25 protein-coding genes are annotated in these 23,648 nt (G+C 68.7%); 15 read left to right on the top strand and 10 right to left on the bottom strand.

The features are described from left to right. The first annotated feature begins 31 nt into the window (after positions 1-31). Both EDM04_RS06070 and EDM04_RS06065 read left to right on the top strand, forming a co-directional pair. The gene (locus EDM04_RS06070; RefSeq protein WP_123620251.1) at positions 32-1,405 is read left to right on the top strand and encodes a HEAT repeat domain-containing protein; all 1,374 of its coding nucleotides are present in this window, start codon (positions 32-34) and stop codon (positions 1,403-1,405) included. 54 nt (positions 1,406-1,459) lie between these two features. Continuing rightward, positions 1,460-3,220, top strand: coding sequence for a phosphatidylserine/phosphatidylglycerophosphate/cardiolipin synthase family protein (locus tag EDM04_RS06065; protein WP_206424433.1), 1,761 nt, complete (start codon positions 1,460-1,462; stop codon positions 3,218-3,220). Between the two features lie 30 nt (positions 3,221-3,250). Here EDM04_RS06065 and EDM04_RS06060 read toward each other — a convergent pair whose 3' ends face one another. Next, the gene (locus EDM04_RS06060; protein WP_123620250.1) at positions 3,251-5,197 is read right to left on the bottom strand and encodes a DHH family phosphoesterase; all 1,947 of its coding nucleotides are present in this window, start codon (positions 5,195-5,197) and stop codon (positions 3,251-3,253) included. Between the two features lie 149 nt (positions 5,198-5,346). Here EDM04_RS06060 and EDM04_RS06055 point away from each other — a divergent pair, with 149 nt between their 5' ends. The 5 genes from EDM04_RS06055 (at position 5,347) to EDM04_RS06035 (ending at position 9,426) form a co-directional block, all read left to right on the top strand. Then, positions 5,347-5,868, top strand: coding sequence for a Mov34/MPN/PAD-1 family protein (locus EDM04_RS06055; RefSeq protein ID WP_123620249.1), 522 nt, complete (start codon positions 5,347-5,349; stop codon positions 5,866-5,868). Beyond that, complete coding sequence (locus EDM04_RS06050; RefSeq protein ID WP_206424432.1) at positions 5,865-6,335, top strand: adenylyltransferase/cytidyltransferase family protein; 471 nt, start codon at positions 5,865-5,867, stop codon at positions 6,333-6,335. The genes EDM04_RS06055 and EDM04_RS06050 overlap by 4 nt, the downstream gene beginning before the upstream one ends. A 103-nt stretch (positions 6,336-6,438) precedes the next feature. Further along, positions 6,439-7,842, top strand: a complete 1,404-nt coding sequence (locus EDM04_RS06045) for a heme o synthase (RefSeq protein ID WP_123620247.1) — start codon at positions 6,439-6,441, stop codon at positions 7,840-7,842. An 88-nt stretch (positions 7,843-7,930) separates the two neighbouring features. Then, a complete protein-coding gene (locus tag EDM04_RS06040; protein WP_123620246.1) occupies positions 7,931-9,124 on the top strand; it encodes a HAMP domain-containing sensor histidine kinase in 1,194 nt (397 codons plus the stop codon). 59 nt (positions 9,125-9,183) lie between these two features. Then, positions 9,184-9,426, top strand: coding sequence for a SelT/SelW/SelH family protein (locus EDM04_RS06035; RefSeq protein WP_123620245.1), 243 nt, complete (start codon positions 9,184-9,186; stop codon positions 9,424-9,426). Between the two features lie 33 nt (positions 9,427-9,459). Here EDM04_RS06035 and EDM04_RS06030 read toward each other — a convergent pair whose 3' ends face one another. Next, complete coding sequence (locus tag EDM04_RS06030; RefSeq protein ID WP_123620244.1) at positions 9,460-11,898, bottom strand: heavy metal translocating P-type ATPase; 2,439 nt, start codon at positions 11,896-11,898, stop codon at positions 9,460-9,462. Positions 11,899-11,985: 87 nt separating this feature from the next. Continuing rightward, positions 11,986-12,189 carry a hypothetical protein gene (locus EDM04_RS06025; RefSeq protein WP_123620243.1) on the bottom strand — a complete coding sequence of 68 codons (204 nt, stop codon included), beginning with the start codon at positions 12,187-12,189 and terminating at the stop codon, positions 11,986-11,988. Between the two features lie 97 nt (positions 12,190-12,286). Here EDM04_RS06025 and EDM04_RS18475 point away from each other — a divergent pair, with 97 nt between their 5' ends. The 8 genes from EDM04_RS18475 (at position 12,287) to EDM04_RS05990 (ending at position 18,717) form a co-directional block, all read left to right on the top strand. Continuing rightward, positions 12,287-12,463 (top strand): hypothetical protein, encoded by a 177-nt coding sequence (locus tag EDM04_RS18475; protein WP_164471101.1) that lies wholly within the window; start codon positions 12,287-12,289, stop codon positions 12,461-12,463. A 7-nt stretch (positions 12,464-12,470) separates the two neighbouring features. Then, positions 12,471-12,986, top strand: coding sequence for a cytochrome c oxidase subunit II (locus EDM04_RS06020; RefSeq protein WP_123620242.1), 516 nt, complete (start codon positions 12,471-12,473; stop codon positions 12,984-12,986). Further along, positions 12,983-14,776: a b(o/a)3-type cytochrome-c oxidase subunit 1 gene (locus EDM04_RS06015; RefSeq protein WP_123620241.1), complete on the top strand. Its 1,794-nt coding sequence runs from the start codon at positions 12,983-12,985 to the stop codon at positions 14,774-14,776. Before EDM04_RS06020 ends, EDM04_RS06015 begins: the two co-directional genes overlap by 4 nt. Continuing rightward, positions 14,773-14,988, top strand: coding sequence for a CbaC protein (locus EDM04_RS06010; protein WP_123620240.1), 216 nt, complete (start codon positions 14,773-14,775; stop codon positions 14,986-14,988). The genes EDM04_RS06015 and EDM04_RS06010 overlap by 4 nt, the downstream gene beginning before the upstream one ends. A 97-nt stretch (positions 14,989-15,085) precedes the next feature. Continuing rightward, a complete protein-coding gene (locus EDM04_RS06005; protein ID WP_123620239.1) occupies positions 15,086-15,343 on the top strand; it encodes a hypothetical protein in 258 nt (85 codons plus the stop codon). A 127-nt stretch (positions 15,344-15,470) separates the two neighbouring features. Next, positions 15,471-15,710 (top strand): hypothetical protein, encoded by a 240-nt coding sequence (locus EDM04_RS18470; protein ID WP_164471100.1) that lies wholly within the window; start codon positions 15,471-15,473, stop codon positions 15,708-15,710. 66 nt (positions 15,711-15,776) lie between these two features. Then, positions 15,777-17,162 carry a hypothetical protein gene (locus tag EDM04_RS05995; RefSeq protein ID WP_123620237.1) on the top strand — a complete coding sequence of 462 codons (1,386 nt, stop codon included), beginning with the start codon at positions 15,777-15,779 and terminating at the stop codon, positions 17,160-17,162. A 172-nt stretch (positions 17,163-17,334) separates the two neighbouring features. Beyond that, a complete protein-coding gene (locus EDM04_RS05990; RefSeq protein WP_123620236.1) occupies positions 17,335-18,717 on the top strand; it encodes an ATP-binding protein in 1,383 nt (460 codons plus the stop codon). Between the two features lie 129 nt (positions 18,718-18,846). Here EDM04_RS05990 and secY read toward each other — a convergent pair whose 3' ends face one another. The 7 genes from secY to EDM04_RS05955 are packed head-to-tail and all read right to left on the bottom strand — an operon-like array spanning position 18,847 to position 23,648. Beyond that, on the bottom strand, positions 18,847-20,325 hold the full coding sequence (secY, locus tag EDM04_RS05985) for a preprotein translocase subunit SecY (RefSeq protein WP_123620235.1): 1,479 nt from the start codon (positions 20,323-20,325) through the stop codon (positions 18,847-18,849). A 3-nt stretch (positions 20,326-20,328) separates the two neighbouring features. Then, positions 20,329-20,826 (bottom strand): uL15m family ribosomal protein, encoded by a 498-nt coding sequence (locus tag EDM04_RS05980; RefSeq protein WP_123620234.1) that lies wholly within the window; start codon positions 20,824-20,826, stop codon positions 20,329-20,331. After that, on the bottom strand, positions 20,823-21,287 hold the full coding sequence (locus EDM04_RS05975) for a 50S ribosomal protein L30 (protein WP_123620233.1): 465 nt from the start codon (positions 21,285-21,287) through the stop codon (positions 20,823-20,825). Before EDM04_RS05975 ends, EDM04_RS05980 begins: the two co-directional genes overlap by 4 nt. Then, positions 21,287-21,934 (bottom strand): 30S ribosomal protein S5, encoded by a 648-nt coding sequence (locus EDM04_RS05970; protein WP_123620232.1) that lies wholly within the window; start codon positions 21,932-21,934, stop codon positions 21,287-21,289. Before EDM04_RS05970 ends, EDM04_RS05975 begins: the two co-directional genes overlap by 1 nt. Beyond that, a complete protein-coding gene (locus EDM04_RS05965) occupies positions 21,927-22,484 on the bottom strand; it encodes a 50S ribosomal protein L18 (protein ID WP_123620231.1) in 558 nt (185 codons plus the stop codon). Before EDM04_RS05965 ends, EDM04_RS05970 begins: the two co-directional genes overlap by 8 nt. Beyond that, positions 22,484-22,945, bottom strand: a complete 462-nt coding sequence (locus EDM04_RS05960; RefSeq protein WP_123620230.1) for a 50S ribosomal protein L19e — start codon at positions 22,943-22,945, stop codon at positions 22,484-22,486. The genes EDM04_RS05965 and EDM04_RS05960 overlap by 1 nt, the downstream gene beginning before the upstream one ends. Next, complete coding sequence (locus EDM04_RS05955) at positions 22,938-23,648, bottom strand: 50S ribosomal protein L32e (protein WP_123620229.1); 711 nt, start codon at positions 23,646-23,648, stop codon at positions 22,938-22,940. The genes EDM04_RS05960 and EDM04_RS05955 overlap by 8 nt, the downstream gene beginning before the upstream one ends.

Genomic DNA, 23,648 nt, shown 5'->3' with positions numbered 1-23,648 from the left:
TCTTAATGGAGTACGCGTCCAGTTTGGATGTATGAGCAACGGCGACGACGACCCGGCCGACGCCTCCGAGGGGGCCGACGCCGCGGACGACGCGGAAGAGGCGAGCGGCGCCGGCGAGTCGACGGACGCGGCCGCCGCGCCCACGCTTCCCGACGAAGCCACCGAGGAGTCCCTGAACGAATACCTCGACGAGATCGAGGCCCACCTCGACGACGCCGAGACCGAGGCGGACCTCGACGACGTCGACGCGCTCCTCGACGACGCCGAAGAGGGAGTCGCCGAGGCCGATCTCCCCGAGCCGGACGAGGACGACGAGGACGCCGACGACCCGCGCGGCGACCTCGAAGACCGGATCGCGGAGCTCCGCGACGGCGTCGAGGAGGCCCGCGGCCCCTACGCCGAGGACGTGATCGAGGCGATCGAGGCCGCCGAGTCGACGCTCGAAGACACCGAGTGGACCGCCGAGGGGCGCGACGACGCCGCCGACGCGGTCGACGTCTTCGTCGAGGAGGCGTCCGAGTCGGTCGCGGTCGACGCGGACCCCGCACACGACGACCTCGACGAGCTGGCCGCCGCGCTCGACGCGGTGGCCGAGGCGGTCGCGGACGCCGGTCTCGACCCCGACGACGACGCCGAGACGATCGCGGCGCTGCTCGACGCGACCGACGCGCTCGAAGCGGGGCTCGACGACGCCGAGGAGTGGGACGACCTCGAAACCCACGAGCAACTCCGCGCGCAGGGGTACTACGACGTGCTCGGCCACTACAAGGACTTCCCGGTCGAGTGGGCCGCGCTGAAGGAGCACGAGACGCGCGGCAACGTCGACCAGATCTTGCTCGCGCTCGACTCGCTGCAGTCCGACTTCATGGAGCGCCACTGCCTCGAGGCGTTCGAGCGGATGGGCAAACGCGGGAAGACCGAGGCGTCGGTCGAGGAGCTGCTCGGCCGCGCGGAGAAGCGCGACCGGCCGTCCATCCGCATCCTCGGGAAAATGGCCGCCGAGGAGGCGACCGAGACGCTCGTCGAGTTCGTCTCCGAGGACTCGAACCCGCAGCTCCAGAAGACCGTGTTCAAGGCGCTCGGCGAGATCGGCGCCGCGGAGGCGGTCCAGCCGCTCGCGAACCAGCTCGACCCCGAGGGCGACACCGAGGACCTCGTGCGCCCCCACGCCGCCCGCGCGCTCGGGCTCATCGGCGACACCCGCGCGATCGACCCCCTCACCGACGCGCTCGCCGACGACGACTCCGACGACGTGCGCGCGGCCGCCGGCTGGGCGCTCCGCCAGATCGGCACGCGCGAGGCGCTCGAAGCGGTCGCCGAGTACGGCGACGAACGCTCCTTCATCGTCTCCACCGAGGCCGAGAAGGCCGACCGCGCGCTCGACGAGTCCGCTCCGACCGCCTGACGCCGGCCGACTTTCAGCCGACGTTTCTTATCCGATGACGCGGGTAGGCGTCCCGTGTCGCCCGCACCTCTCCGTTCCGCAAGTGGATCGATCGCGAGCGCCACCGACGTTACGAGCGTCATCGCCGGCGCGCTCGCGCTGCTCGTCCTGACGGCCGCCGCACCGGTCTCGGCCGCGAGTGACACCGGGACCGGCGCGGCGGTCGCCGGGCCGGGCCCAAACGGCGTCGTCGCGCAGTCGAACGACGGGACGGAGAACCGGACGCTCGTGGCGGAGCAGCCGCGGATCCTCGAGCTGTTCCCGAATCCGACGGCGGCGGGGAACCGCGGCGAGTACCTCGTCGTCCGACTCCCCGAGCGCGGGAACTGGTCGCTCGCCGACGGCTACCACGAAGCGTCGATTCCGACGAACGCGAGCGGCGTCGTCGCCCTCTCGATGGATCCCGAGAACGCGACGGCGCTGATCGACGACGAGACCGCGGTCGCGGGTACCGGCGGCGTCGGCGATCCGGAGCTCCGCGCCCTCGACGGCTACTTCCCGCTCGCCGCGTCCGGCGACCGGATCGAGCTCCGGCGAAACGGGACGGCGGTCGCCGCGGTCGACTACGACCGCGCGCCCGAGGGACACCGCTGGCGCGCGGACTGGGGAGAGTGGCGACCGCGGGGGTACGATTCGCGGTCGGCGACCCGAACCGAGAACGCGACCGTGCGACCGTTCGTGTTGCCGGACAGCCCAGGCGTTCCCGTCGAGCCGCTCCGCGCGGCCGACGACCGCCTGCTGCTCGCCGGCTACACGCTCGGATCGGAGCGGGTCGCCGACCTGCTTGTCGACGCCGCCGACCGCGGCGTCGAGGTGCGGGTCCTCGTCGAGGGGTCGCCGGTCGGCGGCTTCTCAGCGCGGAGCGCGCGGCTCCTCAACCGGATCGCGGCCGCCGGCGTCGAGGTCCGCGTGCTCGACGGCGACCCCGAGCGGTTCCGCTTCCACCACGCCAAGTACGCGGTGGCCGACGACCGCGCGGTCGTCCTCACGGAGAACTGGAAGGCGTCCGGGACGGGCGGGCGGACCAACCGGGGCTGGGGCGTCGTCACGGGGGCGGCGAGGTCGTCGACCGGGAACGGTGAGACGACCGCCGACGACCTCGCCGCCCTCTTCCGAGCGGACGCGTCGGCCCCCGACGCCCGGGCGTGGTCGTCGTTCCGGGCGGACACCGAGTTCCACGAGGGAGGCGCGGCGAACGAGTCGTATCCGACGCGGTTCGAACCGCCGGGAGCGACGACCGCGGACGTCGAGCTCCTGACGGCCCCGGGCAACGCCGCCGGTCGCCTCGTCGCGCGGATCGACGCCGCCGACGACCGCGTGCTGGCCGTGGTCCCGCGGACCGGCGGCCCCGACAACCGGATCGTCCGCGCGCTCAGGCGGGCCGCGGACCGCGGCGTCGACGTGCACCTCCTCGTGTCCGGCGCGTGGTACGACCGGGAGGCGAACCGCGCGCTCGTCGAGGAACTCGCCGACGAGCCGATCGAGGTGTCCGTCGCGGAGCCGCGCGGCCGGTACGGGAAGGTCCACGCGAAGGGACTCGTCGTCGACGACGCCGCCGTCGTCGGCAGCCTCAACTGGAACGAGGGCGCGGCGACGGAGAACAGGGAGGTACTGCTCGCGGTCGAGGACGAGGCGGTCGCCGAGTTCTACGCCCGCGCGTACGCGGCGGACTGGCGCGGCGGCGGCGTCCACCTGCCGGTCGGGTTGCTCGGGGGACTGGGAGTCGCGCTCGCGGGCGCGGGCGCCGTCGCTCGCAGAGAGGTGGCGTTCACGTAGCAGGCTCTGAGAAACGGCGGTGAAACCGGGTCAGTCGTCGATCGCGGCCGTCGACGAGAGCGCCTCGTCGATCTCCGCCTCGGCCATCTTCTCGACGAGCGTCTCGATGACGGCGCTCCGCCGCCCCTTCACGAACTTGATGGAGCCGACGACGAGGTGGCCGCCGCCCGAGACGCCCGCCTCGGGGAGCTCTTCGTTCAGCTCGGTCACCATGTTCGGGATGTCGAGACGGACGCCGTCGGACCGGAGCACGCAGAAGTCCGGCCCGTAGCCGATGGTGATGACGGGGTCGCCCGTCTCCCGTACGCGGGTGTCGTGGAGCTCGCCGGTCGTCTTCCCGGGCGCGGGGTAGGTGAACCGGTGGGCGTACTCGTCGAGGTCGATGCGGTAGAGGTGCGCCCCGGAGGCGAGCCGCTCGTGTTCGACGTGGTCGTCGACCGCGTCGAGCTGGCGCTGCACGTCGCGGTCGGCGCGCTCGGAGAGGAACTCGACCAGCTCCTCGTGACGCTCTTCGTCTTCACAGCCCACGTTGAGCGCGTCGTTGACGAGGGTCTTCCCCTCGGAGTAGCGCAGCCAGTGGGCGGCGTAGTCGAGCGCCTCGCCGATGTCGAGCAGGTCGGACTCGTCGTAGCCGGCGCCCTCGGCGAGCGCGATGTAATCGTCCATCGCCTCCGCCTTCGAGCGGTCGGAGAGTCCGGCGACGGCCGGGACGTGCTCCAGCTCCTCGGTGATCGACGGGTCGATCAGGCGGGCGAGCTCGACGCACATCATCCCCGTCGTGACCCGGTAGTCCTCGTCGTGGAGGTACGGGTTGACGTGGGCGTCGAGCAGCGGCTCGACCGCCTCGGGGTCGGGGTGATGGTGGTCGACGGCCGCGATGGGAATGTCGTAGTGCGCGAGGTTCTCGTAGGCGGGCACGTCCTCCTCGGTCGATCCGTTGTCGAGCATGAGCAGGAAGGGGAGCTTCTGGCCGTGGCGGGCCCGTCCCTCGAGGGCGAAGTTCAGGTCGCGAGTCACGTCCTCCATCTCGTAGTACGGCGCCTTGCTCGGGAGCCGCTTGAACAGGTGGCGGGCCGCACTGGGGTCCTCGTGTACGTCGCCGACGAAGTTTTCCAGGGCGAGCTGAACGGGGATCGCGGCGCACATTCCGTCGCCGTCGGCGTGGTGCCGGACGCGGATCGGGCGGCCGGAGAGCACGGTGCGGCGGAGCAGCCGCGCCAGCTCGCGGAGGTCGTCGTGGATCGGCTCGAACGCCTCCCACTCGACGAGGGGGTCGAGGTCGGCGGGCTCCGCGCGATCGTCGAGGGCCGCCTCGAAGCGCTCGCGGGCCTCGGTCGCCCGCTCCTCGGGGAGCCGCTTCAGCGAGTCGACCTCGAGCTGGAGGGCGTTCTCGCGGGTCTCGACCGCGCCGCTGACGTGGACCATGTCGCCGACGGAGATCTCCGGGTACGCGCGGACGCCCGCCTCCTCGAAGGCGGCACAGGAGACGACGCCGGAGGCGTCCGCGACGGCGAAGATCGTCGGGCCGCCCGTCTGTTTCGCCTGCACGACCTCGCCTTCGACGGTGACCTCGTCACCGGGCGCGAGCCCGCGGACGCGGGAGACGGTCGGTTCGTGGGCGACCGTCTCCGTGCGGTAGTCGTCGACGTCCTCGTCGTCGAACGCCACGTCGCCGTTCTCCTTCACCTCGGTCAGCCGGACGACCAGTCGGTCGCCGACCGCGTAGGTGCCGTCGAGGTTCGACTCGTGGACGAGCCCCGAGAGGGCGTCCGAGACGTCGACGAAGATCCCGTAGTCGACGACGCCGTTGACCTCGGCGTGGTACAGCGCGTCGGCCTCGGCGTCTTCGAGAGTGCAGTCCGGTGCCAGATCGTAGACGGTCGGCCGGTCGTCGGCCGCCCCCTCCGCCGCGTCGGCGTCGAGTTCGGGGCTCGAATCGCCCCGCGTGCCGGAATCCCCGGCGGTGTTCTCGCTCATGGTCACTCATCGGGAACGGCCGGTGTTAAGCCTGTTCTCTCGCGTCTCCGTCGTCGTCGAGGCGCGGATTCGGTCGCGTTCGCGGCGGGTCGACGCCGCCGGCCCCGCGGTCCGGAATCCATATGGGGCGAGGGTCCCTCCCGTCGCGTATGCGACTGTTCCGCTCGGACGAGCTCCTCGGGATCGCCCGGGAGACCATGGAGTTCGTCCTCGAGGCGAGCGAGGAGAGCCACCCCGACGAGTACATGGGGTTCCTCCGCGCGGACGACGCCCGGAAGCTCGACCTCGACCGGGACGGACAGGTGATCACCGACGTGCTCGTCATCCCGGGCACGGAGTCGAACCCGACGAGCGCCAGCGTCCGCACCCACATGAAGCCGAACGACATGCGCGCGGTCGGGTCGGTCCACTCCCACCCGAACGGCGCGCTCCGCCCGAGCGACGCCGACCTCGCGACGTTCGGACAGGGGCGGGTCCACATCATCGTCGGCGCGCCCTACGGGTGGGGCGACTGGAAGGCGTTCGACAACGAGGGGACCCAGACGACCCTCGACGTGCTCGACGTGGAGGTCCCCGACGAGCACTTCTTCGATTTCACGCAGGAGGACATCGACCGGGAGATCGGCGAGGAGCGACGCGACGGCGGCGGCTTCCTCTCGTGGTTCCGATGACGGGGGTCGTCGCGCAGGGGACCTTCGATCTGCTCCACCCCGGTCACGTCCACTATCTGGAGGACGCGGCGGCGTACGGCGACGAGCTCCACGCCATCGTCGCCCGCCGGACCAACGTCACGCACAAGCCGGCGCCGATCCTCTGTGCCGAGCAGCGCCGCGACATGGTCGCCGCGCTCGACGCGGTCGACGAGGCGCACCTCGGCCACCCGGAGGACGTGTTCGTCCCCATCGAGCGGATCGATCCCGACGTGATCGTGTTAGGGTTCGACCAGCACCACGACGAGGGCGACATCGCCGACGCGCTCGCGGAGCGCGGGATCGACTGTCGGGTCGAGCGCGCCTCGGCCCGCGACCCCCGGTACGAGGACGAGCTGCTCTCCAGCGGCGACATCGTCGATCGGATCTTGAAGCGGCGGGGACCCGGACCGGCCGACCGCGACGGCGACCCCGGAGACCGAGCGTAGCGGTCGAGGCGGCGACCCGGCGTAGCGGTCGCGAGAGATCGACGGACGCCGGTGAGACGCCGAAGCGCGGAACCTATATGGATCGGTTCCCAAGACCTCTCAAGTGACGATACCCGACCGATTCCCCGCGGTGCTCGCGGCGGCGGCGATGGGCGTGTACCTCCTCGTCGTCGTCGGCGCGACCACCTCCCTCACGGAGGCGGCGGCCGCCTGCGGCGGCTGGCCCGCCTGCGGGAACGGCGCCGAGCTCCCGACGGCGAGCGAGGGCTGGATCGCCCTCGGGCACCGCGTCCTCGCGGTCGCCGTCGGCCTCCTCGTCGCGCTCTCCGCCGCCCTCGCGTGGCGCGACGGCGCGAGCCGGCGGATCCGCGCCGCGCTCACCGCCGCGCTGCTCGTGTACCCCGCGCAGGCCGGCGTGGGCGCGCTCGTCGCGGTCGGCGACCTTCCGACCGCGCTCGGCTCCCTTCACCTCCTCCTCGGCGTGGCCATCTTCGCGGCCGTGCTCGCCGGGCTCGCCTGGTGGCTGGAGGCCGAGACCGGCGACCCGGACGACGCTCCCGCCGACTTCGAGCCCGGCACCGACGACCTCCCGCCGATCGAGGAGGCCCCCGACCCGGACGTGCCGACCGCGACGGTCCCGCGGCTGAGGGCGACCGCGACGGCGTACTTCCGGCTGATGAAGCCGCGACTGATGTGGCTGCTCTGTCTGGTCGCCGCCGCGGCGATGGCGCTGGCCGGCGGGGCCGGGTTCACCCCCCGCGTCGTGGCCGCGACGCTGGTCGGCGGCGCGCTCTCGATCGGCGCCTCGGGGACGTTCAATCACGTGCTCGAACGCGACGTGGACAAGCGGATGCAGCGTACCAACGACCGCCCGCTGGCGACCGACCTCGTGCCGGTGTCCCACGCGCTCGCGTTCGGGGGCCTTCTCACGGTCGTCTCGGTCGGTCTGTTCTGGACGGTGAACCAACTGACGGCGGCGCTCGGGCTGATCGCGATCCTGTTCTACAGCGTCGTGTACACGCTCGTCCTGAAGCCGAACACGGTACAGAACACCGTGATCGGCGGGGCCGCCGGCGCGCTCCCGGCCCTCATCGGCTGGGCCGCGGTGACCGGCGAGGTCGGCGGCGGCGGGCTGCTGCTCGCCTTCGTCATCTTCCTGTGGACGCCCGCGCACTTCTACAACCTCGCGTTGGCCTACAAGGACGACTACGAGCGCGGCGGTTTCCCGATGATGCCCGTGGTCCGCGGGGAGACGACGACGCGTCGGCACATCGTCTGGTACCTCGGCGCGACGCTCGTCGCGGCGGTCGCGCTCGCGGCGGTCGCCGAGCCGCTCGGCGCGCTCTACGCCGTCGTCGGCGTCGCCGTCGGCGCGCTGTTCCTCTGGACCGTCGTCCGGCTCCATTACGAGCAGACCGAGGACGCGGCGTTCCGGGCGTTCCACGCGTCAAACGCCTACCTCGGTCTCCTGCTGTTCGCGGTGGTCTTCGACGCGCTCGTGGTCTGATCGGCGGTCGGCGAGGCGTCGGCGATATCGACGGTGATAGCCGGCCGGCGTGGTTTATAAGGCTTCGCGGGAAATCGAACGTAGTCGAATGGACAACACGCCGAGCACGGCCGTCCGCTCGCTGTGGCCCGTTTGGGGACTCAGCGTCGTACTCCTCTTGTCGCTCGTCACCGAAGCCGCGGTCCTCTCGCTCGGCCTCGTTACCGTCCCGGGCGGCTACTGGGTGGGATTCCTCTCCTCGATGGCGGTCGTGCTCGGCGTCGCGTACGTCGTCTACTGGCTGCCGGGGGCCGACCTCTCCGCCACTCGGCACCGGCGGATCAACCGCTGGTGGATCGCCGGCGCGGCGGGGTTCCTGTTCGTCAACGTCGGATTCATGGCGACGCTGCCGACGGAGAGTTCGTTTCAGGTGTTCGGCTGGACTCGCTGGGCGATCGGCTTCGGCGGCGGTATCGGGCTGCTCATCGGGGTGTTCGAGGCGAGGGCGATCGAACGCGAGGTCGCGGCGGAGCGGAGTCGGGTCCGACAGGCCGAACTCCGCCGCGAGCGGGACCGGCTCGAGGAGTTCGCGAGCGTCGTGTCACACGACCTCCGGAACCCGCTCAACGTCGTCCGCGGGCGGGTCGACCTCGCCCGGCGGGCGCATCCGGACGACGAGCACTTGGCGGCGGCCGGGCCCGCGCTCGACCGGATGGACGAGATCATCGAGGAGACGCTCACGCTCGCTCGCGAGGGGAAGACCGTCGACGAGGTCGACGACGTCGACCTCGCGGAGTTCGCGCGCGAGTGCTGGTCGCGCGTGGACACGGCCGACGCGACGCTCCGCGCGGACGGGTCGATGACGGTGCGGGCCGACCGCGACCGCCTGTCGCACGTCTTCGAGAACCTCTTCCGGAACAGCGTGGAACACGGTCGTTCGAGAGACGGCGACGCCGTCTCTCGTGATGACGAAAACTCCGAAACGGAGTTTTCGAACCATTCCACGGGCAGCCGGGCGGAGCCCGGCGACGCGGTCGAGCACGGCGGCAGCGACGTGAGCGTTCGCGTCGGCACGCTCGACGGGGAAGACGGGTTCTTCGTCGAGGACGACGGCGCGGGCATCCCGGAGGAAAACGTGGATCGGGTCCGCGAGACCGGATTCACGTCGTCGCCCGACGGGACGGGGTTCGGGCTCGCGATCGTCGACCGGATCGTCGAGGCCCACGGGTGGGAGCTGCGGATCGGTGGCGGGAACGAGGGCGGCACCCGGTTCGAGATCAGCGGCGTCGATCGGCGACCGTAGCGGTCGGGGATCGGTACGCGGTGCGTTTTTAAGTTCGTTCGGCACGAACGCGGGGACGTATGACCCGCATCGAGGTCGAGTACTGCGTCCCGTGCGGCATGTTGAATCGCGCGCAAGACGTCTCGGAGGCGATCTTAAAGCAGTTCGGCGAGGGGATCGACGAGGTCGCGCTGGTGACCGGCGACGACGGCGTGTTCGTCGTGCGCGCCGACGGCGAGGTCGTCTTCGACAAGACGGAAGACGAGTACGACGTGGACGCCATCGTGCGCGCGGTCAAACCGCACGTCGGCGCGGCGGCGTAACGGGAGATGCGCTCACGGTCTCCCCGAAGTCCGCTACTCGTCCTTATAAACGGTTCGCGCGGAGTTTGACACCACGAGGAGGCTGCTCGTCGCCATCGCGGCCGCGGCGAAAAGCGGGTTGAGGACTCCCGAGACGGCCATCGGAACCGCGATCGCGTTGTAGACGAGCGCCCAGCCGAGGTTCTGTTTGAGCCGGCGGTTCGTCCCGCGGGTGACCGCGAACAGCTCCGGGACCGCCGACAGGCGGTCCTCCAGCAGGACGGCGTCGGCGGCGTCGACCGCCAGATCGGTCCCGCTGGCGACGGAGACGCCGATGTCGGCCGCCGCGAGCGCGGGCGCGTCGTTGCTCCCGTCGCCGACCATGGCGACGCGTTCGGTCGCGGTCAGCCGGCGGACCGTCTCGGCCTTCGCCTCCGGCGGGACCCCCGCGAACGTCTCGTCGATCGCGGGATGCGCCTCGAACTGTCGGGCCGCGGCCGGCGAGTCACCGGTGAGCACGACGACCCGACGCCCGTCCGCCGCGAGGTCCTCGACGACCGCCTCCCAGCCGTCGCGCACCTCGTCGCCGACGACGAGCATCCCCCTGACGGCCCCGTCCCAGCCGACGTACACGGGGACGCGACCCGCCTCGCGGGCCTTCGTGCCGGCCCCGTCGAGCGACTCGGGCACGGCCCACGCGTCGCCCTCGAACAGCGAGCGGTGACCGACGACGACCTCGTCGCCGTCTATCCGGCCGAAGACGCCCCTGTCCGTGACCGTTACGTCCGCGGCGGCTGGCGACGGTTCGGCCGGGGTCGCGACCGACGCGCCGCCGTCGGTCGCCGCGGGCGGGCGACCGGCGTCCTCCTCGCGGTCCCGTCCCGCCCCGCGACTCGTTACCCCCGCGACGATCGCCTCCGCGATCGGATGGATCGAGGCGCGCTCCAACGCCGCGGCCCGGTCTCGAACGGTCTCGGGGTCGGCTCCGTCCGTCTCGGTGCCGAGCAGTCGCATTTCCCCGTCGGTGAGGGTCCCGGTCTTGTCGAGCACGACCGTGTCGACGTCGGTGGCTTCCTCGAAGACGGCGTCGGAGACGATCACGATCCCCCGCCGGGCCGCGTCGCGGATCCCGGCCGCGACCGCGAGCGGGGACGCGAGCCCGAGCGCGCACGGACACGAGACGATGAGCACCGTGAGCCCGACCAGCGCCGCCTCCGAGGGCGGGGCGCCGAGCGCGAGCGTCGCGCCGGCGGCGAGGACCGCGACGGCGACGACGAGGGGGACGAACACCGTCGCCAGCTTGTCGACGAGCCGCTGTATCCCCGACCGGGAGCTCTGGATCTCCCACAGCATCCGCACGAGCGTGTCGAGGGTGCTCTCCGCGTCCTCGCCCACCGCGACGACCACCGGGGCGTCGGTGACGACGGTGCCGCCCCGGACCGCGTCGCCCTCGCGTTTCGTCGCCGGGAGCGACTCGCCGGTGACCAAGGCCTCGTCGACCGCGGCGGCCCCCTCGACGATCGTCCCGTCGAACGGGACGCGCTCGCCGGGGCGCACGAGCAGGCGATCGCCCGGATCCACGGCGTCCGCCGCGACCGTCTCGCCCGCCTCGGTCCGGACCTCGCGGCCGGTCGCGGTCGTCAGCTCCGAGAGGGCGCCGGTCGCGCGCCGCTTGATCAGCGACTCGTAGTGGTTCCCGGCGGTGACCACGAGGATGACGGCGATCGTCACGTCGAAGTAGAGGTCGGTCCGGCCGAGAAACATCGCGAGAGTGCTGTACGAGTACGAACTCACCGCCGCGAGCGACACCAACAGGTCCATGTTCGGCTGTCGCGCGCGGAGGCTCACGTAGGCGCCCCGCAGGATGGGGTACCCCGTGTAAAACAGGACGATGGAGGCGAACACCCAGATCTGCGTGAACAGGTACAGTCCCGTGATCCCGCCCAGATCGAGGAACGGATCGTAGCCGAAGTAGGTGGGGTACAGGAAGACGGCGTACCACAGCATCGCCATCATCCCGAAGAAGCCGCCGCCGATCAGGAACCGGACGACCGCGTCGTCGCCCTCCGAGTCCGGGTCCGCGCGGTGGCTCGCCGAGTACCCGGCGACCGAGAGGCGCTCGGGGAGTTCGTCGGCGCCGACCGCGTCGGGGTCGTAGTCGACCCGGATCGTGTCGGTGGCGTAGCTCGCCTCCGCGGCCGCGACGCCGGGCTGTTCGCCCGCCGTCATCTCCAGGAACGACTCGCAGGTCGCGCAGTGCATGCCGTCGACGTGAAGGAACGCCGTCTCGCCGTCGAACTCGTCTCCCGGCTCCGCGTCCGGCCGCCGTTCCTCGACCTCGTCGAGCCCGGGATCGATCCCGTCATCCCCCTGGGCGTCGCCGAGCGACCGCGCGACGGCGAGACAGCCCCGACAGCAGAACTCCCCGTCGACGTCCGGGGCCGTATGGGGGTCGTCCCCGGTCGGCAGGTCACAGAGTGTACAGGGTGGCATGTGTGTTCGCTTCCGGGACCGGTCCTCGGTCGGAATCGGCGCGCCGTAACCGCGATTCTCCGCTGCTTCGACGTCTGTTCCGGGCGACTACGCGTGTTCGGAGTCCGCCGCGTCACCGCCGCCGAACCCGGGCATGCTTCCGCCGGTCGCGATCCGGAGGCTCGTCCAGATGAGCAGCACGTTCACCAGCGTGATCGCGACGTAGATCTCCGATCGGTCCGCGATGAACACCGCCGCGGGGACGAGCCCGCCGAGCACGAGGAGTACGGCCTGTTGGAGCGAGAATTTCATGTCGTAACCAACGGTTGGCTGAACATATATAACGCCCGTGTTTTCAGGGTCCGAGAACGGGTAGACGTTATATGGTTCCTTGTCGATAACGCGACCCATGGGCCGAAACGAGGCCGCACACGCGTCAGCGAGTGACGTGAGCGGTGACACAGAGGAGTTCGATCCGATCGGGACCCTCACCCTCATCGGGATATACTTCGTTATCCTGGTGCTTTCGTGGGTGTACATCTACTACATCGAGTTCCTCGGTCGCGATCTGATCGTCGTGGGGTGATCACGGGATGCACATCCACGCCTACGAGAAGGTCTGGCTGGCGGCGTCGGTGCTTTTGATCCTCTTCCTCCTCGGCTCCGTCACCTACGGCGCCGTCGGTCCCGGCATTGCGATGGTGAGCGACGGCGAGTCGGCGATCGATCCCGGCGGGATCGACGAAGACGAGCGGTTCTCGGAGCCCCGAGTCGAGCAGGTGGGCGAAACCGAGTACGAGGCGTACGTCGTCGCTCGCCAGTTCGGCTTCCAGCCCGACCCGATCGTCGTGCCGGCGAACAGCACGGTTACGTTCTACGTCACGTCCGCGGACGTGATCCACGGGTTCGAGGTGGCCGGGACGAACGCGAACACGATGGTCGTTCCGGGCGAGGTCGCCGAGATCACCGTCGAGACCGACGCCCCGGCCGAATACGGGATCGTCTGTAACGAGTATTGCGGCGCCGCGCACCACGGGATGGAAGGGAAACTGGAGGTCGTGAGCCAGTCCGAGTTCGACGGCGGGAGGAACGGGGGTGACGGCGAATGAGCGAGGCGATCGAGGGCGACCGGACCTTCGCCGACGAGTTCCCCGCGGAGGCGCGGGTCGTCCGCGCCGCCCTGCTCGGATCGTTCCTCGCGCTCACGCTGGGCGCGGTATTCGGGATCATTCAGACGCTCCACCGGACCGGCGTGTTCCGCGGGCTCATCTCCTCTACCGACTACTACACGTCGCTCACCGCACACGGCGTGTTCCTCGCGCTCAGCTTCACGACGTTCTTCCTCGTCGGGCTGTTCACGTGGGCGGTCGTGCGGAGCCTCGACCGACCGCTGATCGACATCCGGATCACGTGGACGTGGTACGGGCTGATGGCAGCCGGGATGACGATGACCGGGATCTCGATCCTCGCCGGCTTCACCGACGCGCTCGACATGAGCGCGGACGTGCTGTTCACCTTCTACGCCCCGCTGCAGGCCCACCCCATGTTCTACGCGGGGCTCGCCGTGTTCATCGTCGGCTCGTGGATCGCCGGCGCCGACTACTTCCGGACGTGGCTCGCGTGGAAGCGGGAACACCCCGACGATCGGATCCCCCTGCAGACGTTCATGGTGTTGACGACGATGGCGATGTGGTACATCGCGTCGTCCGCGGTGGCGGCGTCGGTCCTGGTCTTCCTGCTGCCGTGGTCGCTCGGCCTGATCGATCAGGTGAACCCGACGCTGACCCGGACGCTGTTCTGGTTCTTCGGCCACCCCGTCGTCTACTTCTGGCTGATGCCGGCGTACCTGCTGTGGTACACGGTCCTCCCGAAGATCGCCGGCGGGCGGCTGTTCAGCGACCCCCTCGCCCGGGTCGTGTTCGTGCTGTTCCTCCTGCTCTCGACCCCGGTCGGGATCCACCACCAGTACCTCGACCCGGGGATCGCGGAGGGGTTCAAGTTCATCTCGATGACGAACACGATGTTCCTCCTGTTGCCGAGCCTGCTCACCGCGTTCACCGTGGTCGCGAGCGTGGAGTACGGCGCCCGCCAGCGCGGCGGGACCGGTCTCCTCGGCTGGCTCACCGACCTCCCGTGGCGCGACCCGGCGTTCACGGGGATGATGCTCGCGGGACTGATGTTCGCCGCCGGCGGCTTCTCCGGGATGGTGAACGCCGGGATGAACATCAACTACATGATCCACAACACGATCTGGGTCCCGGGCCACTTCCACCTCACCGTGGGGACCGCGGTCGCGCTCACCTTCATGGCCGCTACCTACTGGCTCTGGCCGCAGATCACCAACAAGCCGATCTACAGCCGGTCGATCGGGCTCGTCCAGGTCGTCGTCTGGTTCGTCGGTATGGCGCTGATGTCGAACGCGATGCACGCGCAGGGAATCCTTGGCGTCCCGCGGCGGACCGCGGAGCCGGAGTACTCCGGGTTCGACTACCCGGTGATGTTCGGCGGGTTCGAGGAGCTCAACGTCCAGATCGCGATCGGCGGAACGCTGCTTTTCGTCTCGACGGTCCTGTTCGTCGGGAACCTCGTGCTCACGATGGGGAACCCGAAGGTGTCCGGACTCGCCGAGGAGCTGCCCCCGGCGCTGTCCGGACCCGACGATGCGCCCCGCGTGCTCGATAATCTCGGGCTGTGGGTCGGCATCGCCCTGGTGTTGGTCGTCCTCGCGTACGCGCTCCCGCTGGCGGCGATCATCAACCGCGGCGGGTTGCTCGGGCCGGGCGTCGGCACGTATCCGGTGTGGTTCGCGCCCGCGCTCGACGCGCTCGCGAACGCGGCGACGCCGTCGCTCGGAGCGATCACCGACGCGGCGGCCTCGCTCGTGGAGGTGATCCGGTGACCGCCGACGTGACCCGCGGCGGCCTCCTCGTGACGCTCGCGATCTTCGGAGTGATCGTCTACGAGATCCGGACGGTGCTCGACTTCGTCGGGATCGAGCTGCCGCTGATCCCGTACATGGCCGGCGTCCTCGTCCTCGCCGGCCTCGCGGTCTGGGTCGTCGTACTCAAGGGCGGCTGGCGGACCGAGCCCGAGGGCGACGAGCCGGCGTAGCGAGCCGCGGTCCGTTTCGACCCGGCGGCCGGAGCGGTTTCGTTTCGTCGGAGCCGACGACCCCGGCGGTTATCCCGACGCGGCGCCAGATGGCTCCATGAACGAAACGCGCGTCGCCGTCCGGTGTGACGACTGCTCGTTCGCGGCGACGTACGACCGGCTCCGCGACGCCCGGACCGCCGTGGACGACCACGAGTCGGCGACCGGCCACGTTGTCGACTGGGACATCGAGTCGCTCGACGCCGGCGTCTCGCGGGCCGGCGCCGACGCCGGCGTCTGCGGTCGCCCCGAGTGCGTCAACGAGGATTCCCCGCTCGTCGATCCGGCACCGCCGGAGCCGGAACGGGAGTCGTAGCCGAAGTCGAAATCGCAGCGGGCGTCGCGGCTGGGCACGGCTCCGAACGCGATCGAAACGGAGGACGCGGGAACGGTCGCAGACGAATCACACGACTTTTTGATCGGCCGACGCGTCGGCGGAAGACATGAAAACCCCCACCGATCGGCTCACGTTCGGCGTGCTCGGGACCGCCGGGACCATCGTGACCCGGATCGCTCCGGCGGAGCTCCGCGGCGAGGCGGTCGGCGTCTCCGCGGCGCTGTCGGCACTCGCGGGGGAAATCGGAGGTATCGCCGGCACGGCACTCGTATTGGCGCTGCGCGGCATCTCGTCGCGGACGCGAATCCGTCTCGAGGAACAGCCACCCGTCGCCGGGGACGACTGAATCGCGTCTCGACGCCTCCCGATCACCCATCTATTTTTCTGAACGAAGCGTGGGTGTCAGTACGGGATGTCAGACGTATCGCCATCGACGGACCCCGACGAAGCGGACCCCGAAGAGGACGGATCGCCCGCCACTATCGAGGATCTGTTCGCCGACCTGTCGGACCTGACGAGCGAAGGCGAGGTCTCCGAGACCCGAGACGAGGTGTTAGACGTCAAGCAGCTGCTCGTGGAAGCGCACGACCGAGGACTGATCGACTCCGGGACCCGCGATCTCCGGGCCCGCGACGCCGCCGAGGCGTTCGTCGGGAGCGTCATCTTCGCCTCGCCGCTCCTCGTCGAGGACGGCGTCTTCGACATCGCGAACCACCTCTTCGGGTTCACCGTCCGCGGCGTTCCGGTGTTTCTTATCATGAACACGCTGTTCGTCGTGTTCATGACGTACGCGTTGCTGGAGTGGACCGGGCGGAACACCGACGAAACGGCGCTCCTCTTCGGGCGGATCCCGGTCCGGCTGTTCATGACGCTCACCGTCTCGTTCGTCGTCGCGGCGCTGTTGATGACCGCTTGGGGGCGAGTGAACGGCTGGCAGTCGCCGGTCGAGGCGATCTCCCGGATCACCGTTCTCTGGACCGTCGGCACGTTGGGCGCGGCGCTCGGTGACATCCTCGCAGACAGCGACACCACACCGGAGATTTCCTCACCGGAGCGGTCCACCGGGCCCGGGCTCTCACAGACGCAAACGACGGACGGCGTCGAACCGACCGCTATCGAGGAGCGGTCGGAGGCGGTCCGGGGGTTGAGCGACGGCGCGCTCATGGACGCGCTCCACGAGGAGTTCGACGACCTCGAAGCGATCGTCGGCGACTTCGCGGAACGCCGACGGGTGAACCGGATCAGAGAGGAGGCGATCGCGGCGACGCTGGAAGACGCCGTCGACGACACGATCCAGAAGTACACCTCTCGGGACATCGCGGAGGCGTTCGTCGGGAGCGTGTTCTTCTCGATCCCGTTTCTGGTGGAGGACGGCGTCTTCGACATCGCGGAGTTCTTCCTCTCGTTCCGCGTCGGGCTCTTCCCCGTCTACTTCCTCGTCAACGTCGCGTTCGTCCTCCTGATGATCCTCGCGCTCGTCTACTGGGCCGGGCCGAAGGACGTCAAGGTGTCGCGGCCCCTCCTCGGGTTCATCCCGCGCCGGCTGGTCGGAACGGCACTGGTGTCGTTCCTCACCGCGGCCTCGCTTATGACCATGTGGGGACGGGTCGACAACTGGGAAGACCCCCTCGTGGCGTTGGCGCGCGTCAGCGTCGTCTGGACCGTCGCGTCGTTCGGCGCGGCCCTCGGGGACATTCTCCCGGGCGAGAGCTCCGGCGCGGACATCAACGACGACCTCGAGGCGCTGGGGGACGGTAGCGGACGCTCTGAACCGCGGGAACCCGAACGAAACGAGTGAGCGAAACGGTGCGGTGACGCGTGGCGACGAACCGATGGAACCGTCGTCGTGTCGGACGACGAAGTTCGGCTATCACGCGACCGGCGAGGATCGAGAATAAGCAATTTCTAGTTAGCCTATTCCGAAATAGGCTATCCGGAAGTATTATTCTCTGTCACAGTAGAGGGGGGCTATGGATCACTTCGTGAATCGGGACGATGAGCTCTCACGACTACATGGATGCTACGAATCCGATGACGCAGAGATGGTCGTGATTTTCGGTCGGCGACGCCTCGGGAAGACACAGCTCGTCCAGCACTCGCTCTCCGACCGTGACGGCGCAGTCGTCTATCAGGCCACGGAGACCACCTCCCAGATACAACTTGACGAGTTCGTCGATGTCGCCTCCGAGAACTTCCCCGGCATCACGCAGATCAAGCAGAACTGGGAAGCGTTGCTCGGGTATCTCGGCGACCAAGACGGAATCGTGGTTCTGGACGAATTCCCCTACCTCATCGACGCCGACGAGAGTCTCCCTTCGGTCATTCAGCGACTGTGGGACCAGCGGCTCCAGAACACCTCGGGAACGTTCATCCTCGTCGGATCGTCGATCAGTATGATGGAGGAAGCGACGCTTCTCGGGAACAGTCCCCTGTACGGACGATTCACGGAGCGACTTGACCTCCGGCCCCTCAGTTTCGCTGCTGCACAGGAGTTCGTTCCGGACGAGTATTCGCCCGAAGAGCGGATCTTCACGTGGGGAATCTTCGGAGGCGTCCCGCACTATCTCGATGGCGTCGATCTCAGACGAGACCTCGGAGCGGTTCTCACCGAGGAAGTCCTCTCTCAGAAGGGATATCTCCATAACGAACCGGAGTACGTGCTCCGCACCGAACTCACGGACCCGAACCGATACTTTGCGATCCTCACCGCCATCGCCGCCGGAAAGACGACGTCGAACGAGATCGCTCAAGCGATAGGAATCGATGGGAAGCAGATATCGACATACACACAGAAGTTGGAACGGTTGCGGCTCATCGAGCGGGAGGTCCCGATCACCGAAGAGAAGGCGAAGTCACGCCGGGGACGCTATCGAATCTTGGATCCGCTGTTCCGGTTCTGGTTCCGCTTCGTCTACGGCAAGGAGGATCGATACGAACGGCTCGGAGAGAACGCGTACGACGCCGTCATCGAACCGGAGCTCCCGGACTTCGTGAGTCGCGAATTCGAGAGACTATGCCAAGACGCACTCCCGGGACTCTATCCCGCAGAGACGTTCCTCGATATCGGTCGCTGGTGGTACAAGGAACACGAGGTTAACGTCGTCGGGTTCACCACGGACGGCACGATGGTCGTGGGGGAATGCAAGTTCACGAACGCACCGCTTGACTACGGAGCTCTCGCCTCCCTCGAAGACCATGCCGCCGAGATACGCTGGACGCCGGACGGCGATGAGAGAAGCACCAAGTACGCCTTATTCACCCGGAATGGTGTGACACAGTCCGTTCAGGAAGCCGTGTCCAAGCGCGGTGACGTACGGCTGTTCGACCTCGAAGATGTCACGAAACACGCGTAGGGAGCAGTCAAGGCCAGAGAGATTCGATAGCCGGTGCTCAAGACAAAACTAGCTTCGGAGTCAGCTAATCTGTTCCAATAAAACAGCGTAAGAACGTCTAGAACGCCCGTTTACGTTCTAGAACTGTTCTCACTCGTTGCCGAACATCTGGCGCATCATCGGGTGCATCTCCATCAGCTGCTCTTCCGCGATCTCCTCGTACAGCTTGTACGTGATGGAGACCGCGAGCAGCAGCCCGGTTCCGGAGACCTGACCGATGGTGCCGAGCAGGTTCGCCATGACGGCGAGCAGCCCGACGAGGGCGCCGCCGATGACGGTCACCTGCGGGATGTACCGCTCCATGACCTTCTCGACGACCTGCGGATTCCGGCGGAACCCGGGGATCTGCATCCCGGAGTTCTGGATCTGCTTGGCCGTCGCCTCCGGGCCCATCCCGGTGGTCTCGACCCAGAAGATGGCGAAGATCGCGCCGCCGACGACCATGAACGTGAGGTCGATAAGCAGCCGAACCGCGATCATCCACGGTTCGACCGACGCCGGGATCTCACCGAGGAACCACATCCAGTCCGTGCGGGCCTGGATCGGGTTCAGGTAGTAGAAGAACCCGGAGATGGGCTGTCCGGCGTCGTTGTAGACGCCGAGCCATTCGGGCATCCCCGCCCACTGCGAGGAGAGGAGCTGCCCGAGGAACTGGATGTTCGCCTGCAGCGCGCGAACGAGGATCATCGGCAGGACGGACGCGTAGATGAGCTTCACCGGGAAGCGTCCGCGAGCGCCCTTGACCCGCGCGTGCGACAGCGGGATCTCGACGCGGACCGACTCCGCGTACACGACGATCCCGAAGATGAACAGCGTGGTGAAAAGCGCCAAGATGTTCCCGGGATCGAAGAGTAGGTTCTGGAGCCCCTCCGCCGTGAACGGCGACAGCGACACCGGCACGTCACCGACGATGATGCCGTACCAGCTGGCGAAGAACCCCGACGCGCCGAGCGCCGAGAAGCTGAAGAACCCGCCGACGATCTGCTGGCTCACGGCCGCGATGATGAACAGGCCGACGCCGGAGCCGACCCCCCACTTGCTCACGATCTCGTCCATGAACAGGAGGAGGACACCGCCGACGAACACCTGTGCGAAGATCAGCACCTCGACGCCGAACGTGCTAATTCCGAGCGCTCCCGCGACCGCCTCGTCCGCTGGAAGGAACTCGCCGGTGAACACCATCGGGGCCGCCGTCAGGGCGGTGACGATGATCACCAGCAGCTTCTGGAGGCCCTGGTACAGGACCTGGTCACGCGGGTCGTCGGTGTCGAGCCCCAGCAGGTTCGCACCGCCCAGCAGCTGTAGGACGATGGACGCCGTGACGATCGGTCCGATACCGACCTGCAGCAGCGATCCGGACTCCCCGGCGAGGACCGACCGGAACTGCCCGAAGAAGTCCGTCCCCTGACTCGCGGCCAACCCGAACGGGTTGATGTTGGTCAGGAAGAAGTAGACGATCAGGATGCCGGCCGTCCACATGAGCTTCCGCTTGAACGGAACGTGACCCGCGGGTCGCTCCACGACGGGCATCCGCGTGAGCACCGGTTCGGCGACCTCCTTCCAACTCATTGGTTACGCCTCGTGGTCCTCGTCGTCGGAAGTGCTTTCCGGTTCGTCAGCGGCCGCTTCGGCGCGCTCGGAGAGCGTCGCCTCGCCGCCGGCCTCCTCGATGAGTTCGACCGCGCCGGCGGTGAACGCGTCCGCGGTAACGCGGAGCTCGCGGCGGACCTGTCCGCCGCCGAGCACCTTCACGACGTCGGCCTCGTGGCCGTCCTCGACGACGTCGCGCGCGTCGACGACGTACGCGTCGCCGTCCTCCTCGGCGAGGTCCTCCGCGGCGTACAGCGCCGCGTCCTCGTCGAGCTTCTGGACCTTCACTTCGAGGACCTCGACCTGCGCGCTCTCGGGTCGCTTGAAGCCGTACTTCCCGAGCGGCGGGTAGTTGTGGTACTCGTGTTTCGCGCGGCCGGCCGCGCCGCGACCGCCGCGGTGACCGGCGCCGCGCCGGTTCTTGTGCGTTCCGCCGCCGTGCGTCCGAGACCCGCGCTGTCGACGTTTCTTGCTCGTCATCGCATCGCCTCCAGGAGACCGTCGATCTCCTCGGTGCTGTGTTTCCCGAGCTCGCCGCCCTCGATCACGGGGTGTTTAATTCCCTCGTGACCGCCGCGGGGGGCGTGGAGCCGGAGCGTCGGCGAGAGGCCCTGCTCGCGCAGGGTCGTCTCCTCGTCGACGAGCGCCTCGGCCAGCGCCTCGAGATCGGCGTAATCGGTGTTGTCATCGATCCACTCGTCGTCGATGTCGGCCGAGCCCTCGAGGGGCTCGCCGCGTCGCGCGATGGTGGTCGCGACCGCGTCGGCGCTCGGTTCCCCGAACGCGACGACGTCGTTCACCTTGGTGATCATGCCGCGGTACGAGTCCGTCTCGGGGACGAACGTCGCGTGGTTGACGCGCCCGATGTTCAGCATGTCGAGGGTGTCCTCGACGCCGTACTCCAGGTTCACGTCGCCGCGGAGCTGCACGATCGCTTGCATCACTCGCTCACCTCGTCGTAGTGGACCTCGCGCGCGTGCTGCGGAGTGCGGGACTGCGCCGCGTTCTCTAAGGCGTTGAACGTCGCCTTCGCGAGGTTCACGGTCGTGCGGGTGTTACCGTCGGAGTTCGTCCAGGCGTCCTCGACGCCGGCGAGCTCCAAGATGTTCCGGACCGTCTCCGCCGCGGCCAGCCCGAGCCCCTGCGGGGCGGGCTGGATCTCGACGGTGACGGAGCCGGCCTTCCCCTCTGCCTTGCGGGTGAGGGAGTTCGTGCCGCCGGGCTGGTCCTCCCAGGACCCGGATCCGCGGTCGACCTCGATGATGTTCAGCTTCGCGACGTCGATCGCCTTCTGGATGGCGCCGCCGACCTGATCGTCTCGGGCCTGTGCGTAGCCGAGGTAGCCGTCGCGGTTGCCCACGGCGACCACGCAGCGGAACTTCACGCGGCGGCCGGAGTCGGTCATGCGCTGGACCATGTTGATGTCCAGCACCTCGTCTTCCAGCCCCGGAAGGAGCTGGTCGACGATCTCGGCCTCCTTCAGCGGGAGGCCGGAGTCGAGCGCCTGTTCCATCGACGAGATGTCGCCGTCCTGTACCTTGCGGCCGAGTCGCGTCCGCGGTTCCCAGCCGTCGTTGTGTCTACTCATGGTCCTCCTGGATTGTCGCGAGCACGTCGTCGAAGTGCTCGGGTACGTCTGCGGCGTCGAAATCGCCGCTGTAGAGCGGCTCGTCGAGCTGGTCGGCGTACGCGGCGATATGCTCGCCGCGCGTGCGCGACCACTCGGCCAGCACGTCGTCGTTGTGCGGGATCTCGAGGCCGGCGTCGATCGCTCCTTCCTGTACTGCGAACGTCTTGTTGCCGGGCGTCGCCGTGTTGAGCCCGATGTCGAGGACGGCCTCGTCGAGGCCGGCGTCGACGGCGCGGGCGCCCGCGAGGAAGCCGGTGAGGTACGCGCTGGGGAGGTTGCCCGTGGGGGCGTCCCAGCCGTACTCAGCGAGCTCCTCGCTGGAGGCGGCCGCGTGGGTCTCGTCGCCGTCGGATCCGGGAGTCACCAGCTGCGCCCTGACGTGAGCGTTGCTCACCCGGGCGACCAGGCGAGGCTTGCCCGATTTCAGCAGGCGCAACCTCTGATGGTAATCCGTCCGGACCTCGCGGCGGCGCCGCATCGGCACCTTGTATCGTGGTCCTGTCGCCATTAGTCCGTCACCTCGTAACCGTACTGCGTCTGGATGTACGCCTCCAGCCGCGCGACGTCCTCGAACTCGCCACCGCTCGCCTTGTTGTAGAGCGTGCGGTACTCGCTGGCGTCGAGCACGTTCTCGTCGTCTCGGAGTTCCTTCAGGCGGGCGCGCTGCGCGCGGATCCGCGCCTTCCAGTCGTCCTTCGTGTTCTGTCGCGCACCGGACTTCCCCTTCCGGGTCCCGGCCCCCGACTGATGACCGTACGAGCGCTTCTCCGCGCGCTCGCGGGCCCGACCGCGGGAGTTCGTCTTCGCGTCCTTCGCGCGGATGGTGCCCTGTTCGATGAGCTCGCGGACGTCCTCTCGCGTGATGGCGTCCTCGATCTCCTCCTGTGCCTCGGGGTCGAGCCAGACGCGGCCCTTGCCGACGTCCAGCTCGTCCGCTGCGAGCCGTTTCTGCGCCTTCAGATCACTCATCGTTGACCTCCACTTCGACGTAGGTCGGGTTCAGCACGCGAATTCCCCGCTCCTCCGCCTCGTCTTCGATCAGTTCGCGCTTGCGACCGCCGACCTTCGAGGCGATCCGTACCGCCTGCGTATCGCCGTCGACGCCCTCGAGGTCGTCCGTGTTGTGCACGCGGACCTCCTCGAAGCCGCTCGGGTGCAGGTCGCGCGACGCCTTCGGCGATCGGAAGCCCGCCTCGACGACGGGGCCCTTCGCCTTCATGCGACGGCGCTGCTTGGAGAGCCCGCCGCGCGGCTTGCGCCACGACGTCGGGATCCGCTTTTTCTTGTGGTAGTCCTGCCGGTTGAACTGCGGTTTCCCCTCGCGGTGCTTCTGTGCGAGCGCGCGAGCGGTCTCGTCGTCCAGTTCCGGCGTCTTGTCGGCGTGACCGCGGGGGCGAAGCTCCGTCTCGACGTCCTCGTCGGCGTCGGCCTCGTCGGCCTCCTCCTCCTCGTCCGTCTCGTCTTCGATCTCCGCGTCCGCCTCCTCGTCGACCTCCAGCCCGCCGACGTCGGCCTTGATACGCGCTGCGAGCGCGTTGCCGACGCCGTCGACCTCGGAGAGCTCCGACTGGGAGGCGGCCTTCACGTCCTCGACCGTCTCGTAGCCGGCCTCGCGAAGGGCGTCCGCCTTCGAGGGACCGACACCGCTGATGTCTTCCAGTTCTTCGGCCAT

Source organism: Halorubrum sp. CSM-61 (genome assembly GCF_003781945.1).
Taxonomy (GTDB): domain Archaea; phylum Halobacteriota; class Halobacteria; order Halobacteriales; family Haloferacaceae; genus Halorubrum.
Note: the sequence above shows the minus strand (reverse complement) of the source record. Positions and strands in the feature narration are given on the sequence as shown.